We start from the raw sequence: 15,438 nt of genomic DNA, 5'->3' as shown, positions 1-15,438 counted from the left end.
GGTCAGGCGGAAAGGTCCGCTCGTTCGACCTCACCGAGCAGCAGTCCCGGAAGCTCGCCCGGATGTTTCGCGCTGGAGTGTGATCCGACCCGCTCGGCGACCGAGCCGTAGCCCCACTCGACGAAGATCGTCGGAATGCCGTGCGCCGCGGCTCCCTCGATGTCGTGCTCACGGTCGCCGACCATGATCGGGTTCGAGACGTCGGCCCCCGCCGCCGCGAGGCGCTCGAGGGCGACCGCGACGACATCCGCCTTGGTACTGCGCACCTCGTCGTCGGATGCCCCCGCGATGATGTCGAAGTGCCGCGCGAGTTCGAAGTGGTTGAGAATCAGGTTCGCCGGCGTCTCGGGCTTCGAGGTCGCGAGGGAGAGCGGGATGTCACTCGCGCCGATCGCCGAGAGCACCTCGGGGATGCCGTGGTAGACCGAGCTGTCGTAGAGGCCCTTCACGATGTAGTGGCTGCGGTACACCTCGAGTGCGTGCGCGGACTGCGCGGGGCTGAAGCCGGCGAAGTCGCGGAACGAGGTGAGCAGCGGCGGGCCGACATAGCGGAGCAGTTCGACCGGCGTCGGGATGGGGCGGCCGAGTTGCTCGAACATCCACGCGAGGCTCGAGGTGATTCCGGGAGCGGAGTCGGTGATCGTGCCGTCGAGGTCGATGAGGATGCAGGTCCAGTGGGGCTTCACCGTCACAGCCTAAGCCGCGCGCATCCTTTCATCATTCAGGAGTGGACGGCGGCTGGAGTGGACGGCCCACCTCCCACCCGCCACGAACTGCCGCAGATGCGGCGATTGTGGCGGTTTGGCGCCGCACGTCACCGTCGGGAGCGGGTGTGCCCGCCCACCACTCCTGAATAACGAAAGCGAGTGGGTCTAGAAGAGGCGGGAGTCGCTGTCGTCCAGCCCGCGCATCGCATCGTAGTCGAGCGTGACGCAGCGGATGCCGCGGTCCAGGGCGAGCGTGCGTGCCTGCGGCTTGATCTCCTGGGCGGCGAACACGCCGGCCACAGGGGACAGACGCGGGTCGCGGTTCATCAGCTCGAGGTACCTCGTGAGCTGCTCGACGCCGTCGATGTCTCCTCGGCGCTTGATTTCGATCGCGACGGATGCCCCGGCATGGTCGGTCGCGAGAATGTCGACGGGCCCGATCGCGGTCATGTACTCGCGCCGAACGAGCCGGTAGCCGTCCCCGAGCAGGTCGATCTGCTCCGCGAGCAGCTTCTGCAGGTGGGCCTCGACGCCGTCCTTCTGCAGGCCGGGGTCGATGCCGAGCTCGTGGGCCGAGTCGTGGATGATCTCGTGGATCGAGATCACGAGCAGGTCGGATGTCTTCGCCTGCGTGACCTTCCAGGTCTCGGTGACTCCGACCTCCCGCGCGTCGTCGGCGACCTCGGGGAAACTGATGCTGCACGGCGGGCTCATCCAGTTGAGCGGCTTGTAGCTGAGGGAGTCGCTGTGCACGAGCACGCTCCCGTCGGCCTTGAGCAGGAGGAGGCGGGTCGCGACCGGCAGGTGCGCGCTGAGACGTCCTGCGTAATCGACGGAGCAACGGGCAATGACAAGACGCACGCCTAGAACCCTATCCAGCCTGAGCGGCCGACTTCGCCAATGGGGTCAGTTCTCGGGCCTTGTGCGAGAACACCCCGGCAAGGGCGACGAGCACGAGCACGAGCAGAAGCCCGTTCAGGATGCCGACCTGCTCGCCGAGGAATCCGATCACGGGCGGGCCGACGAGGAACGCGACGTAGCCGATCGTCGCCACCGCGCTCACGCTCGCGGCGGCTGTTCGGGGGTCGTCCGCGGCGGCCGACATGCCGACCGGGAAACCGAGCGACGCGCCGAGGCCCCAGAGCACAACACCGATGACGGCGATCCAGACGACGGGCACGAAGATGAGCGTGATCAGGCCGATCGCGGCGAGCACAGCCGAGACGCGGAGCACCGGCACGCGGCCGAAGCGGTCGAGGAGCCGGACGCCGCCGAGGCGTCCGACGGTCATGGCCGTGACGAAGACGCCGAAGACGAGCGCGCCCGTCGGCTTGTCGGTGTTGTGCCCTTCCACCATGGCGTACGCGAGCCAGTCGTTCGCCGAGCCCTCGGTGAACGCCATCCCGAGCACGATGAGGCCGATGAAGATCGTGCGCGGGTTGCGCCAGATGCTGAGCCGACCGCGCCAGCCGTCGCTGGGCCCGCTCGCGGCATCCGTCCCCGCCTCCGCCTCGGAGACCGGCTCGGGGCGCAAAAAACGCACGCTCGCCAGCATGGCGATGATCGACACGACGGCGATTCCGCCGATGTGTACCTCAAGCGGCACCCGGAGCTGCTCGGTGAGTGCCGCGACCAGGGCGCCGGCGATCGTGCCGATACTGAAGAAGGCGTGGTAGATCGGCATGATGTTGCGGCCGATGGCCCGCTCGTTAGCGGCACCGGAGACGTTGATCGAGACGTCGCAGGCGCCGAGCGCGGCGCCGAATACCGCAAGCCCGGCGATCGCGACGGGGAAGCTGACCAGCACGGTCGCTCCGACGGCGGCGAGAGTGAGGCCGAGCGGGCCGATGATGAGCGCCCAGGTAATGACCGTGCGAGTGCCGACGGCGGCGATGAGGTGGCTCGAGACGAGCAGCCCGCCGATCGACCCCGCGGCGATGCCGAAGAGGAGCACACCGACGTCGCCCGTCGTGAGGCCGAGCGACGCGCTCACGGTGGGGATGCGCGCGGCCCAGCTCGCGAGCCCGATCCCGCAGAGCGCGAAGAGCACGAACAGCGAATTGCGCCACGCTGTCAGCTCGGGGCGCGCGAGCGCGATGGGGGCGGTTTTCGACACAGGGAACAGGTTATCCGAGCGGCGGCACGGCACACACGCCCCGCGAGTTGCCCGCACTCAGCGGGCGCCCGTGACGATCCAGCGCTCGCCGCGGGCACGAATGCCAAGGGTGAGCGCCCGCGCGCCGATGTAGCCGAGGCCGAACGACGCCCACAGCCACACGACGCTGCCGGTTCCGGCCGCGAGCCAGAGCAGCGGCGCGTAGACGGCGAGATTGGCGATGCCGGTGACCGCGAGGTAGCGCGCGTCACCCGCGCCGATCAGGACCCCGTCGAGCACGAAGACGTAGCCGGCCAGCGGCACGCCCACCGCCATCACGAGGGCGACGCTCGCGAGCGCCGCGTGGATCGCCGGATCGCCCGTGAAGACCGGGCCGAGCAGGGGAGCGAGGAGAGCAACGAGCACCCCGAGCCCGAGTCCCGCGAGCAATCCGAGGGTGATCAGCCGTCGGGTGATCGCCGCCACGCGGGACCGGTCGGATGCCCCGAGTCCGTGGCCGATCATCGCCTGCCCCGCGATAGCGAGGGAGTCGAGCGCGAACGCGAGCGTCGAGAAGATCGTGAGGGCGATCTGCATGGTGGCGAGCTCGGTGACTCCCTGCCTGGTCGCCACGACGACCGTCGCGAGGAGCGCGATCCGCAGCGACAGTGTGCGCAGCAGTAGCCAGCCCCCGGATGCCACCGCTCCCGACACCCCGGAGAGCCCAGGTCGCAGCGTCGAACCCGTCTGCCGCGCCGCGCGCACGGCGATGACGAGATAGACGGCGGCCATGCCCCACTGGGCGACGACGGTTCCGATCGCGGAGCCCGCGATCCCCCAGCCGAAGCCGTAGATGAACACGGCGTTGAGCGCGGCGTTCGCGAGAAAGCCCAGTCCGGCCACGACGAGGGGCGTCCTGGTGTCCTGCAGGCCGCGCAGTAGGCCTGTCGCGGCGAGTACGAGCAGCATCGCGGGGAGGCCCCAGAGCGAGATGAGCAGGTAGGTCGTGGCCGCGTCCGACACGGCATCCGGCGCTCCGAAAAGCAGCACGAGCGCTTCGCCGCCGATCAGTCCGCCGGTGAGGAGCAGCGCGCCGACCGCGACGGCGAGCCAGAGTCCATCGATGCCCGCCCGGATCGCGCCGGGCCGGTCTCCGGCGCCGAGCCGCCTGGCGACCATCGGGGTCGTCGCGTAGGCGAGGAATACGAGCAGCCCGACTGCGGTCTGCAGGATCGCGCTCGCGATGCTCAGCCCGCCGAGCGGCACCTCGCCGAGGTGGCCGACGAGTGCAGTGTCGGTGAGCAAAAAGAGCGGTTCCGCGACGAGCGCGCCGAGCGCCGGGACCGCGAGCCGGAAGATCTCCCGGTCGAGGGGGTGGGGAGTTGGGGCGCGCACGCCTCCACGCTACCGGCGGCACGGCATCCACTCGCGGCGATGGTACCCGGGGCCCGGCCCCGGGGCCCGGCCGCGGTGCCACGGTCAGCACGCCCGCCACCGGTCCTCCTTGCCGATCCCCAGTAATACCCCGTAGGGTATAACCAGCCCTCGCTTCGAGGTGCCCCAGCGTGAGGAGTCCCGTGCAGTCGTTGCGACGCCTGACCGCCGACCTGCGCAGCTGGCCTGCCGTTCGCTGGTTCGCCGCGCTCGCCGTCGCCGTGCTGTCTGCCGCGCTGCTCGTGCTGGCCTCCGCCCTTCCCTTTGCGGGAGCGGATGCCGGAGCCCTGTGGTCGCTCGCCGCGGTCGCCTCGGGATCCGCGCTCACCGGGCTCATCGTCGCGAGCTACTTCCGCACCCCGATCGGTGCCGATGCGACCCTCTGCGACCTCCGCTGGCCCGCCCTCGGCCTCGTGGCGCTGCACTTCTCGACCGACCTCCGCTCGGCCGAGCCGCTCCTGTTCGGAGCCGTCCGCCCGGTCGTCGCGATCGCCGCGATCGCCCTGCTCCTCTGGGCGCTCCGCGATCGCCTCGAGAGCGAACGGCGGGCGACGGATGCCGATGCGGAGGCATCCGGTGAGGTCTGCACGACCTGCCGTCCGCTGTTCACGCGCACCGCGGCAGCGGATGCCCACGACCACACCACCGACCCGACACCGACCCGCAGCGGGAGTGTCAGCGGCACGGCCTAGGCTTTACCTCCATGAGCGCCGAAAACCCCCTCTCGTCCGGAATCGACACCTCAGAGCTCGACTCGGTGGTGCGCCCCCAAGACGACCTGTTCCGCCACGTGAACGGCAAGTGGATCACCCGCACCGAGATCCCTTCCGACAAGGCGCGTTACGGCTCGTTCTACGTGCTGGCCGAGGCGGCGGAGAAGGCGGTGCAGGACATCATCATCGAGGCGCAATCGGCTGAGCCCGCGACCGAGGAGCGCAAGTTCGGCGACCTCTACGCGAGCTTCATGGACGAGGCGCGTGTCAACGAGCTCGGCGCGGACCCACTCCGCCCGCTGCTCGCCGAGGTCGCCGCCGTGACCGACATCGACTCCCTGCTGGGCACTCTCGGGCGCCTCGAGCGCAAGGGCACGTCGGGCTTCCTCCAGCTGTTCGTCGACAACGACCCAGGCCGTCCCGACCGCTACCTCGTGTTCGTCGAGCAGGGCGGCCTCGGCCTGCCCGACGAATCGTACTACCGCGAGGAGTCGTTCGCGGCCGTCCGCGCCAAGTACCGCGAGTTCGTCGAGACGATGTTCACCCTCGCGGCGCCTGCCGACGAGCGGACGGGGACGGATGCCGCCGAGCGCGCCGCCCGCGTCGTGGACCTCGAGACCGCGATCGCCGCCGCCCACTGGGACAACGTGCGCACACGCGACAGCGAGGCCACTTACAACCCGATGCAGTGGAGCGCGGCGGCGACGCTCGCGGTGGGCATCGACCTCAACACCTGGCTTGACGGTGTCGACGCCCCGTCCGGCGCGCTTGCCGAGGTCGTCGTGCGCGAGCCGAGCTTCGTCGAGAGCGTCGCCGCCCTACTCACCCCCGACCGGCTCGAGGCGTGGACCGACTGGCTCGCCTGGCAGGTCATCCGCTCCAACGCCGCCTACCTCTCCGACCCCTTCGTCGCGGCCAATTTCGACTTTTACGGCCGCACACTCACCGGAACCCCTGAGATGCGGGCGCGCTGGAAGCGGGGAGTCTCGCTCGTCGAGGGCTCGCTCGGCGAGGCCGTCGGACGCACTTACGTTGCCCGGCACTTCCCCGCGACCGCGAAAGCGAGCATGGATGTGCTGGTTGAGCACCTCATCGAGGCCTACCGCCAGAGCATCAGCTCGCTCGCGTGGATGACCGAGGACACGCGGGGCCGCGCCCTCGAGAAGCTCGAGAAGTTCACCCCCAAGATCGGCTTTCCGTCGAAGTGGCGCGACTACTCGGGACTCGAGATCGAGGCGAGCGACCTGCTTGGAAACGTGCGCGCGACGAACGAGTTCGAGTTCCAGCGCGAGCTCGGCAAGATCGGCAAGCCGCTCGACCGCGACGAGTGGTTCATGACCCCGCAGACGATCAACGCGTACTACAACCCCGGCTTCAACGAGATCGTGTTTCCCGCCGCGATCCTGCAGTACCCCTTCTTCGACGAGACGCGCGACGCGGCGGCCAACTACGGTGCGATCGGTGCGGTCATCGGGCACGAGATCGGGCACGGCTTCGATGACCAGGGCTCGAAGTACGACGGCGACGGGCTGCTGACCGACTGGTGGACGGAGGCCGATCGCGCCGCCTTCGAGAAGCTCACCGCCTCGCTCATCGGCCAGTACAACGTCCTCGCCCCGGCGCAGGTGCCCGACAACCACGTCAACGGCGCCCTGACGATCGGTGAGAACATCGGCGACCTCGGCGGCCTCGGCATCGCCTGGAAGGCCTACCTTCTCTCGCTCGGCGGCGAGACTCCGCCCGTGATCGACGGGATGTCCGGCGCCCAGCGCTTCTTCATCTCCTGGGCCCAGGCCTGGCAGATGAAGGCGCGGGACGAGGAGGTCGTGCGCCTGCTCACGATCGACCCGCACTCCCCGAACGAGTTCCGCTGCAACCAGATCGTGCGCAACATCGACGAGTTTTACGAGACCTTCGGGCTCGGGGAATCCGACGAGCTCTGGCTTGCCCCGGACGAGCGCGTGACCATTTGGTGATGATGACACAGGACCGCCGCGAACGCATCCGCACGCCCAGGGCCGGTCGCCACCGGGGAGACGAGGCGGCCGGCACATTCGTTGCGGGGTTCGAGGCGCTCGGCGGGATCGCCTATGCGGGCGCCCAGGTCTCGGCCAACGTCGTCGACTTGCGGAACGGCCAGTCGCTGATCTCCGTGGACGACCGCATCGTGCTGCCGACGGCGAGCGTCGGCAAGCTCCTGCTGCTCATCGAGGTGTCGGCGAGGATGACCGCGAAGGATGCCGCGGGATTCGGCATCGTCGACAAGTCGCCGTCCGACCGGATCTCCGGCGCCGGCCTCTGGCAGCACATGCAGGCACCGGTGCTCCCGGTCATCGATCTGGCGGCGCTCGTCGGCGCGGTAAGCGACAACCTCGCCACGAACGCGCTTCTGCGCCAGGTCGGGCTCGATTCGGTGCGGGCGCGCGCCGAGTCACTCGGGCTCAGCAAGACCGCCCTGCTCGATTTTGTGCGCGCCACGAGGGGCCCCGACGACGCCCCGCATCTGTCGGTCGGCTCGACGTCCGAACTCACCTGGCTCGTCACGGCGCTCTGCCGCGGGCAGATCGTCGACCACGTCACGAGCCAGCGTGTGCTCGACTGGATGAGCAACAACGCCGACCTGTCGATGGTCGCCGCCGGCTTCGGCCTCGACCCGCTCGACCACAGGACGGCCGACCACGGCATCCGACTCATCAACAAGACCGGGAGCGATCGGGGCGTGCGCAGCGAGGTCGGCCTGCTCAACGGTCCCCGCGCGGGCATCGCCTACGCGCTCACGGTGCAGTTCGCCGACACGTCGCTGGCGACCCGGCTCTCCGTGCACGACGCGATGCGCGTGTTCGGCCTAGACCTGCTCGAGTACGTGGCCTGAGCCCGCGGGACGGATGCTGTCAGCGGCGCTCCTCCGCGGCTCGCGCGCACTCGATGCAGAGCTCGGCCGCGGGCCGCGCCTCGAGGCGCGCGGCGCCGATCGGGCCGTCGCAGCGAAGGCAGCGGCCGTAGCCTCCGGCGTCGATGCGCCCCAGAGCTCGGTCGATCGAGGCGAGAGTTCCGGCGAAGTCAGCGTCGAGGCCCGACACCCTCGACCACTCGCCGGAGAGGGTCGAGCCGTCGGGATCGTGCTCGTCGTCGGCCGTGCCATCGCTGCGGGCCGCGCGCAACTCGACGAGCGAGGAGCCGAGCTCGGCGATCGCCGCCAAAGTTCCGGTGCGCTGCAGCTGCAGCATCCCGCGGAACCGGGCCACCTCCTCCGGCGTCATCCCCTCCGGCGTCATCGCACGACCCTCAGCCGGCGATCACGGATCGCGTCGACCACTCGACGTCGAGCATCGCATAGATGCCCGTGTCGGCCCAGTCGCCCCGGAACATCAGGTCCTTCACAAAGTAGGCCTCCTCGCGCATGCCCAGCCGGTGGCAGAGCGCGATCGAGGCTGCGTTGCGCGGGTCGAGTTCGGCGATCACGCGGTGCAGGCCGAGCTCGGCGAAGGCGCGACGCAGCACCGCGGATGCCGCCTCGGTCGCGTAGCCCCGGCCTCGGAAGTCGGGGTGGAAGGTCCAGCCGATCTCCCCTGCCAGATTCTCGCGGCTCTTGAGCGTGAAGTAGATGTCGCCGATCACCCGTTCGGCCTCGTGGCCGCTCGCGGGCAGGACGACAGCGATCTGCCAGTAGTCGCCGTCGGCGGCGAGCACGGTCGAGGCGGCGTGGCGGGCGACCTGCTCGGCCACCTGCTCCCGGGTCCTCGCCTCGAAGAGGAGGTAGCGGCACACGTCATCGCGCCCCTGATAGGCATGGACGTCGTCGATGTCGTCCGTCGACATCATCCGCAGCAGAACGCGACCAGCTCGAACCGGGGGACCGAACTGCGCGGGGATCACGCGAGTTCCTGACGCTCCCCGGCGATGGCGGCGATGGCGGCGATCGTCGCGGTCGGGCCCGCGTCGATGCCGAAGAGGGCGGCGAGGCCATCAGTGAAGGCCTGGGCCTCGCCGGCGCGGACGAGCTCACGCGCGCGCACCGATGGGGTGTGCAGCAGCACACTCGCGAGGTGGCGCAGCGCCGCCTCGGTTTGCGGGGACGAGTCGCCGCGGCCGCGTGCACGGTCGATCTCGGCGTCGAGCAGGTCGAAGATGTGTCGGCGCAGGGCGACCACGGCGGGGGCGAGGGACTGCTCGGCCTCAGCGGCGGCGAAGGCGGCGGCGGCCTGCCCGACGACGCTGCGGGCCTCGGTCGTCGCGTTGAGCTCCTCGAGTGGGGCGTGCAGGCTGATCGTCTCGAGGTCGAGGAGCTCGATCCCGGCGAGCTCGGCGACGGCCGGGTCGACGTTGCGGGGGAGTCCGAGGTCGATCACGAGCGTGCGCTCCGATCCGGCGAGCAGGTCCGCGGTGAGGATATGGCCCTCGACGATCGTGCAGCTCACGATGACGTCGGCGGCGGCGATCGCGGCGGCGAGATCCGTGGTCGGCCGGATGCCGCGGGAGAGAGCGAACTTCGCCGCTCGCCCGGACGGCGAGTACACGGTGATGTCGTCGGCGCCGCGGTCGCGCAGGGCCGCGTGAGAGGCGCCAGCGTAGGAGCCGGTGCCGATCATGAGCACGCGGGCCTGGGTCCAGTCGGTCACCCGGCTCGAGGCGAGCTCGAGAGCGAGCCGGACCAGCGAGCGTCCGGCGGTGCCCACGGCGGTGGTCGTCTTCACGGTGCGCGAGGTGGTCGAGGCGCGCTGGAACAGCTGCTCGAGCCCGGACGATGTCGTTCCGGCTGAGCGGGCCTGCTCGAGTGCCCGGCGAACCTGGCCGGAGATCTCGTCCTCGCCGATGACGACCGACTCGAGCCCTGCCGAGACAGAGAACAGGTGCTCGACGACCGCGTCGCCGGTGATCACGGTGACCGAATCGCGCAGCTCGGCGGCGCTGACGCCGCTCGCCGCGCTCATCGCGTCGACGGTTGCGTCGACGGCGGAGGAGTCGGCGGAGGCCACCGGTTCGTCGACCTCGAGATAGGCCTCGAAGCGGTTGCAGGTCGCGAGCACGACGGCGCCGGAGACCCCCGTGGTGCCGGCGACGAGGCCGCCCGCGGCTGACGGTGCGCCAACGGAGAGCTTCTCGAGGATGTCGAAGCTCGCGTTCCGGTGGTTGGCGGTCAGGCAAAGAAGCACTCCCTCATCGTAACGCTCGCCGATGGGAGCAGGGAACGGAGGCGGGTGGCAGACTGAAAGACGTGAACCTCCCAGCTGACCACCCCCTCGTCGACGGCCGAACCGCCGCATCCGCAGTCATCCGCGCCTACCGGGGGGACCGGCCCGAGACGACCCCTGTGTGGTTCATGCGCCAGGCCGGGCGGTCGCTGCCCGAGTACCGGGAGCTGCGCGTCGGCACCGCAATGCTCGACGCGTGCCTCGACCCCGAGCTGTCGAGCGAGATCACCCTCCAGCCCTGGCGCCGGCACGGCGTCGACGCCGCCATCTTCTTCAGCGACATCGTCGTGCCCCTCAAGCTCGCGGGCGTCGATGTCGACATCGTGCCCGGAAGGGGCCCGGTGCTCGGTGCCCCGATCCGGACGGCGGCGGATGTCGCGGCTCTCGCGCCGCTCGATCCCGCATCCCTCTCCCCCGTCACGGCGGGAGTCGCCCGCACCGTCGAGCAGCCCGGCTCGACTCCACTCATCGGCTTCGCCGGCGCGCCGTTCACCCTCGCTGCCTACCTCGTCGAGGGCGGACCCTCGAAGGACCACCTCCGCGCCCGCACGCTCATGCACGCCGACCCCGGCACCTGGGCGGCGCTCATGACCTGGGCCGCCGACGTGACGGGCGCGTTCCTGCGCGCGCAGATCCTCGCCGGCGCGAGCGCGGCGCAGCTGTTCGACTCGTGGGCCGGGTCGCTCTCGCTCGCCGACTACACCGCGCACGTCGCCCCATACTCGCGCCGCGCAATCGCCCACGTGCACGACCTCGGCATGCCGATCGTGCACTTCGGTGTCGGCACCGGCGAGCTGCTCGGCGCGATGCGCGACATCGGTGCGGATGTCGTGGGCATCGACGATCGGATTCCGCTCGACGAGGGCATCCGTCGCCTCGGCGGCACCGTCCCGGTGCAGGGCAACATCAACCCGGCTCTGCTCGCGGCCCCTTGGCCAGTGCTCGAGGCCCACGTGCTCGACGTGATCGAGCGCGGCAGGGCCGCGCCGGCCCACGTTGTGAATCTCGGCCACGGGGTTCCGCCGGAGACCGACCCCGACGTGCTCACCCGCATCGTTCAGCTCGTGCACTCGGCCCACTAGCCCACTTGCCCGCCAGCCCACGAGCCCGCCAGCCCACCAGCCCACCAGCCCACTTTCATCATTCAGGAGTGGGGGCTGGTGGCGGCGGAGCTTGGGCGCGTGGGCTCGCCGCCACGTAACGCAGGAGATCAGGAGACACTCCGCCTCCGCGTGTCTACGAACTCGGCGTGTCGCCCGAATCTCCTCGGTTAGCTCACCGGTCGTCCGCGGTCGACCCGGGTCGTCACCGGTCTCCGCACCACCGGCGACGTCCTCCCACCGACAGACTCCTGACACGTGAATACCGGTTTTTAGGCTGCGGTGGGGGTGAGGGTCACCTGGTATCCGAGGGTGCGGAGCTGGTTGATGGCGTTGGATTTTGTTCGGTCGGGGTGGCGGTTGGAGTAGTAGTTCGGTCCGAGTTCGGTGAAGGCTTCCCCGGTGGTGCCCATCTTCCAGACGGCGACAAGGATGCTGTGCTCGAGGGCGACGATCGCCTTGATGCTGCCGCGCCGAGCGGCGATCCGTCGGTATTTCACGGCGAGGTGCGTGTTCTTCTGTCGGGTGATGACCAGGGCGGAGATCCCGAGGGCGGCCTTCAGGTGCGCATTACCGGGGCGCGTTTTGGTCGATTTCACTCGTCCCGCGGACTCGTTCGATCCCGGACAGACCCCGGCCCAGGACGCAAGATGTCCGGGGCTGGGGAAAATATGCATGTTCCCGCCGGTCTCGGCGATGATCACGTCCGCAACACGAACAGAGACCCCCGGAATGGTGGTGAGGGTCTCTCGAAAGACCCGAAAGGGTTCCATCACCACCTCGATTCGGGCGGTGATCTCATCGATCAGGGTCGCACTGTGATCGAGTTGGGTGAGGTGCAGGTTCACCATGAACGCGTGGTGGTCCCTAAACCGTCCGGTGAGGGCTTCGACCAGTTCCGGGATCTTCGCCCGCAGCCGGCCCTTGGCCAGAGCGGCAAGTTTCACGGGGTCGCGTTCCCCGGCGACCAGGGCATCGAGGATGCTGCGCGCCGAGACCCCGTTCAGCTGGGACACCACCGAGGACAGCTTGATCCCGGCGTCCTCGAGGATCTTCTCGATCCGCTGGATATGCCGGCTGCGCTCCTGCACGATCGTGGCCCGGGTCCGGGTCAGATCCCGCAACTCCCGGATCGGTTCCGGTGGCACGAACGAGGCCCGCACCAGTCCGTGAGCGGCCAGTTGGGCCAGCCAGCCCGCGTCCGAGACATCCGTTTTCCGGCCCGGGAAATTACGCACATCCCGCGCGTTGACAAGCGTCACCGGCAGCACCGATTCCAACAGATAGTAGAACGGCTTCCAATAATCACCGGTCGCCTCCATCACAACCGTTGTCACCCGGTTCGCGAGGAGATGCTCCCGCAACTCCAGCACCTGCGACGTTGTTGCACCCCAGGTAGTAACTTTCTGCTCGAACGTCCCGGGCCGTTTCCCAGGCACTCGAACACAGACCTTCACGTCCCGCTTGGAGATATCCATCCCCGCAGCACGCTCATGGACCACGTCCATCATTTTCCTCCTCATCCCATATATTGACGGGCCCACCACGGAAGAGGTTAGGAAAAATCAGAAATCTGACACACGTGCTCGGAGCAACAATCCACAGTTCTCGTAAGAAAACCCCTCCTGCCACGCTGAATAACAAGCTCTCAGCATCAAGGAAAAACCGGCATCCCCGTGGCGAGCACCTCCATCATCCGTCCGAGCACGACGCCGCGCCAGACCCGCAACGCGACCCAACCCGAAATTCAGCAACCACCACGGAGGGGCAACGCCCCTGAGACGCTGAATAATGAAAGAGTGACCGCCGTGACCGATTCCCACATCATCGTCGTCGGCGGCGGCATCGCCGGACTCGTCGTCGCCCGCGACCTCGTCGCCGGAGGCGCCCGCGTCACCGTCGTCGAGGGGAGCGACCGCCTCGGCGGCAAGGTCGCGGCCCACACCCTCGGCGGCATCGAGACGGATGCCGGAGCAGAGAGCTTCGCGACGCGGCGCGGCACCGTCGCCGATCTCGTCACCGAGCTGGGCCTCGCCGGCGCGCTCGTGCTTCCCAACACCGGCGGGGCGTGGCTGCAGCCGCGCACCGGCGCCGCCCTGCCGCTCCCCAAGGCCGGGCTGCTCGGCATCCCGTCCGTGCCGCTCGCAAGCGACGTCATCCGCATCGTGGGCCTCGGCGGCGCCCTCCGCGCTCAACTCGACGCCCTGATGTCGGGCTTCGTCGGCTCCCGGGAGCGCAGCCTCGGCGCCGTGGTCCGCAAGCGGATGGGCCGCGCGGTGCTCGACCGGCTCGTCACCCCCGTCGCCGGCGCCATCCACTCGGCCCACCCGAACGACCTCGATGTCGACGTCGTCGCACCGCGCCTGCGCACCGCGATGCTCAGCGAGGGCTCCCTCGCCAAGGCCGTGCTGACACTGCGCGAGGCGGCGCCGGCGGGCTCCGCCGTGCAGGGCCTCTCCGGCGGGCTCTTCCAGCTCATCGACGCCCTCGCCCGCGAGCTCGACGGGCGCGCCGAGATCATCCTGTCCGCCCCCGTGGCGGAGGCGGATGCCGGGGGCGCCAGCCTCGCCGACGGCCGACGCCTCACCGCCGACCGGGTCGTCGTCGCGGCCGAGCTGGGAGCCCAGACCGGCACCCCCATCACTCTCGCGACCCTCGTCCTTCGCGCCCCCGCTCTCGACGCCGCCCCGCGCGGCACCGGCGTGCTCGTCGCCGCCGGGGCCGCGGGAGTCGGCGCGAAGGCCCTCACCCACGCCACCGCCAAGTGGGCCTGGCTCGAGGACCGCGCGGAAGGCGCCCACGTGGTTCGGCTCTCCTACGAGGGGATGCCGGCGGGGCGCGACCTGCGCGAGCAGGCGAGGGCAGATGCCGCGCGGCTCCTCGGCGTCGACATCGCTGCCGAGGCGGTGCTCGCCTACGACCGTATCGACTGGACCGGTCCGGGCGAGGCCGAGGAGGCGTCCGAGGGCGTCGTGCGGGTGGGCGAGCGCGTGTCCGGCGCGGGACTCGCGGCCGTCGTCGGCCAGGCGCGACAGGCCGCAGCCGATCTTCTCTCCGACCTCGCCAGAGAACCCGGGCTAGGGTTGACGGATCATTGAAACATTTGACCGCCTAGAAAACGGGCAACGACGGAAGTGGAGTCACCATGCGGGGAAAGCTGATGCTCGTTACGGGACTGGCCGTTGGGTACGTGCTCGGCAGCAGGGCTGGCCGTGAGCGGTACAACCAGATCGCCAGGGCTGCCGACAGCTTCTGGCACTCCCGACCCGTCCAGCACCAGATGCACCAGGCCGGCGAACTGGCCAGGGACAAGGCGCCGGATGTCGTCGACTTCGTGAGCGACAACGTCAAGCGGGCCATGCACAAGTCGCGGGCCAAGAAGCGCGCGGCGCGTTCGAGGCGGTCATCGCCGGACAGCGTCTCGCCCCAGCCGGCGTCCAACTAACCATTCGTGCGCGGAGAGGACAGGTCATGAGTGTTCCCATTGACCAGGAAACGAAGAAGAAGAAGCGGTCGCTGTTCGAGCTGATCGCCGACGTGCCCACGCTCGTCCGCGAACTCGTCATGGGCGAGATCCAGCAGCTCAAGGTCGAGATGATCGGCAAGTTCAAGGCGTGGGGAATCGGCGGCGCACTCATCGCCGTCGCTGTCGTCGTCGTGCTGTACATGCTCGGTGTGCTGCTGACGGCCGCCGTGCTGGGGTTGTCCTACGTGATGCCCGGCTGGCTCGCCGCCCTTCTCGTGGCCTTCGTGCTGCTCGTGATCGCCGCGATCTTCGCGCTCGTCGGCTACCGCAAGCTCAAGGACGGCCTGCCGCCGCAGCCCACTGCAACCATCGAGAGCGTCAAGCGCGACATCGACACCATCAAGGGGATGACAAAGTGACAGATTCCAGAAGCACCTCCGACATCCAGAGCAAGGTCGCCCAGACGCGCGCCCAGCTCGAGAGCACGCTCGACGAGATCGAGGACAAGCTCAACGTGCCCAAGCAGGTGGGGGTCTTCGCGCGGAAGGCCCAGGCCAGCTACGAGGACAACCCCGTGCCGTGGGTAGCGGGAGTCACCGCCGCAGTCGCGATCGTCGGCGGACTCGTCGCGTGGGCGGTGCTGTCGCGCGACTGATCCGTGACTGGTCTGCAACTGCCCTGTGCGTGCTCGGCTGATTCCCAGCCCGTTTTTGAGCATGCAGGTCAGCGAG

Annotated in this window: 16 protein-coding genes; 8 read left to right on the top strand and 8 right to left on the bottom strand. The window is 69.4% G+C overall.

Annotated elements, in window-relative coordinates; genetic code table 11:
- Positions 1–2: 2 nt before the first annotated feature.
- The 4 genes from BHD05_RS01700 to BHD05_RS01685 all read right to left on the bottom strand — a co-directional run bounded on the left by BHD05_RS01700 (position 3) and on the right by BHD05_RS01685 (position 4,197).
- A complete protein-coding gene (locus BHD05_RS01700; RefSeq protein WP_161884891.1) occupies positions 3–686 on the bottom strand; it encodes an HAD hydrolase-like protein in 684 nt (227 codons plus the stop codon).
- Positions 687–872: 186 nt separating this feature from the next.
- Positions 873–1,568 (bottom strand): endonuclease NucS, encoded by a 696-nt coding sequence (nucS, locus tag BHD05_RS01695; RefSeq protein WP_161884890.1) that lies wholly within the window; start codon positions 1,566–1,568, stop codon positions 873–875.
- 10 nt (positions 1,569–1,578) lie between these two features.
- Entirely contained in the window at positions 1,579–2,823 is a 1,245-nt protein-coding gene (locus tag BHD05_RS01690; RefSeq protein WP_202614263.1) for an MFS transporter, read from the bottom strand.
- 57 nt (positions 2,824–2,880) lie between these two features.
- Positions 2,881–4,197 (bottom strand): MATE family efflux transporter, encoded by a 1,317-nt coding sequence (locus tag BHD05_RS01685; RefSeq protein WP_161884889.1) that lies wholly within the window; start codon positions 4,195–4,197, stop codon positions 2,881–2,883.
- A 170-nt stretch (positions 4,198–4,367) separates the two neighbouring features.
- Here BHD05_RS01685 and BHD05_RS01680 point away from each other — a divergent pair, with 170 nt between their 5' ends.
- From BHD05_RS01680 to BHD05_RS01670, 3 genes are read left to right on the top strand one after another with little or no spacing between them, the layout of a single operon-like run.
- Entirely contained in the window at positions 4,368–4,928 is a 561-nt protein-coding gene (locus BHD05_RS01680) for a hypothetical protein (RefSeq protein WP_161884888.1), read from the top strand.
- Positions 4,929–4,939: 11 nt separating this feature from the next.
- Positions 4,940–6,925: a M13 family metallopeptidase gene (locus BHD05_RS01675; RefSeq protein WP_161884887.1), complete on the top strand. Its 1,986-nt coding sequence runs from the start codon at positions 4,940–4,942 to the stop codon at positions 6,923–6,925.
- On the top strand, positions 6,925–7,821 hold the full coding sequence (locus BHD05_RS01670) for a serine hydrolase (protein WP_202614262.1): 897 nt from the start codon (positions 6,925–6,927) through the stop codon (positions 7,819–7,821). The genes BHD05_RS01675 and BHD05_RS01670 overlap by 1 nt, the downstream gene beginning before the upstream one ends.
- A 19-nt stretch (positions 7,822–7,840) precedes the next feature.
- On the opposite strand, the gene BHD05_RS01665 is transcribed toward BHD05_RS01670, so the two are convergent.
- The 3 genes from BHD05_RS01665 to BHD05_RS01655 are packed head-to-tail and all read right to left on the bottom strand — an operon-like array spanning position 7,841 to position 10,102.
- Positions 7,841–8,224, bottom strand: a complete 384-nt coding sequence (locus BHD05_RS01665; protein ID WP_236966609.1) for a TraR/DksA family transcriptional regulator — start codon at positions 8,222–8,224, stop codon at positions 7,841–7,843.
- 10 nt (positions 8,225–8,234) lie between these two features.
- Positions 8,235–8,825 carry a GNAT family N-acetyltransferase gene (locus BHD05_RS01660; protein WP_236966608.1) on the bottom strand — a complete coding sequence of 197 codons (591 nt, stop codon included), beginning with the start codon at positions 8,823–8,825 and terminating at the stop codon, positions 8,235–8,237.
- Positions 8,822–10,102, bottom strand: a complete 1,281-nt coding sequence (locus BHD05_RS01655) for a glutamyl-tRNA reductase (RefSeq protein ID WP_161884885.1) — start codon at positions 10,100–10,102, stop codon at positions 8,822–8,824. Before BHD05_RS01655 ends, BHD05_RS01660 begins: the two co-directional genes overlap by 4 nt.
- Before the next feature lie 62 nt (positions 10,103–10,164).
- On the opposite strand from BHD05_RS01655, the gene hemE reads away from it, so the two are divergent.
- The gene (hemE, locus tag BHD05_RS01650) at positions 10,165–11,223 is read left to right on the top strand and encodes a uroporphyrinogen decarboxylase (protein WP_161884884.1); all 1,059 of its coding nucleotides are present in this window, start codon (positions 10,165–10,167) and stop codon (positions 11,221–11,223) included.
- A gap of 290 nt (positions 11,224–11,513) precedes the next feature.
- Here the strand turns inward: hemE and BHD05_RS01645 are convergent, their stop codons facing one another.
- Positions 11,514–12,749 (bottom strand): IS110 family RNA-guided transposase, encoded by a 1,236-nt coding sequence (locus tag BHD05_RS01645; RefSeq protein WP_161887252.1) that lies wholly within the window; start codon positions 12,747–12,749, stop codon positions 11,514–11,516.
- Between the two features lie 300 nt (positions 12,750–13,049).
- Between BHD05_RS01645 and BHD05_RS01640 the strand changes: the two genes are divergently transcribed.
- From BHD05_RS01640 to BHD05_RS01625, 4 genes are read left to right on the top strand one after another with little or no spacing between them, the layout of a single operon-like run.
- Positions 13,050–14,339 (top strand): protoporphyrinogen/coproporphyrinogen oxidase, encoded by a 1,290-nt coding sequence (locus tag BHD05_RS01640; protein ID WP_335920165.1) that lies wholly within the window; start codon positions 13,050–13,052, stop codon positions 14,337–14,339.
- A gap of 47 nt (positions 14,340–14,386) precedes the next feature.
- The gene (locus tag BHD05_RS01635; RefSeq protein ID WP_202614261.1) at positions 14,387–14,686 is read left to right on the top strand and encodes a hypothetical protein; all 300 of its coding nucleotides are present in this window, start codon (positions 14,387–14,389) and stop codon (positions 14,684–14,686) included.
- Between the two features lie 26 nt (positions 14,687–14,712).
- Positions 14,713–15,126: a phage holin family protein gene (locus BHD05_RS01630; RefSeq protein WP_161884882.1), complete on the top strand. Its 414-nt coding sequence runs from the start codon at positions 14,713–14,715 to the stop codon at positions 15,124–15,126.
- The gene (locus BHD05_RS01625; RefSeq protein WP_161884881.1) at positions 15,123–15,362 is read left to right on the top strand and encodes a DUF3618 domain-containing protein; all 240 of its coding nucleotides are present in this window, start codon (positions 15,123–15,125) and stop codon (positions 15,360–15,362) included. Before BHD05_RS01630 ends, BHD05_RS01625 begins: the two co-directional genes overlap by 4 nt.
- The last annotated feature ends 76 nt before the right edge of the window (positions 15,363–15,438 follow it).

Source organism: Marisediminicola antarctica (genome assembly GCF_009930795.1).
Lineage (GTDB): Bacteria > Actinomycetota > Actinomycetes > Actinomycetales > Microbacteriaceae > Marisediminicola > Marisediminicola antarctica.
Note: the sequence above shows the minus strand (reverse complement) of the source record. Positions and strands in the feature narration are given on the sequence as shown.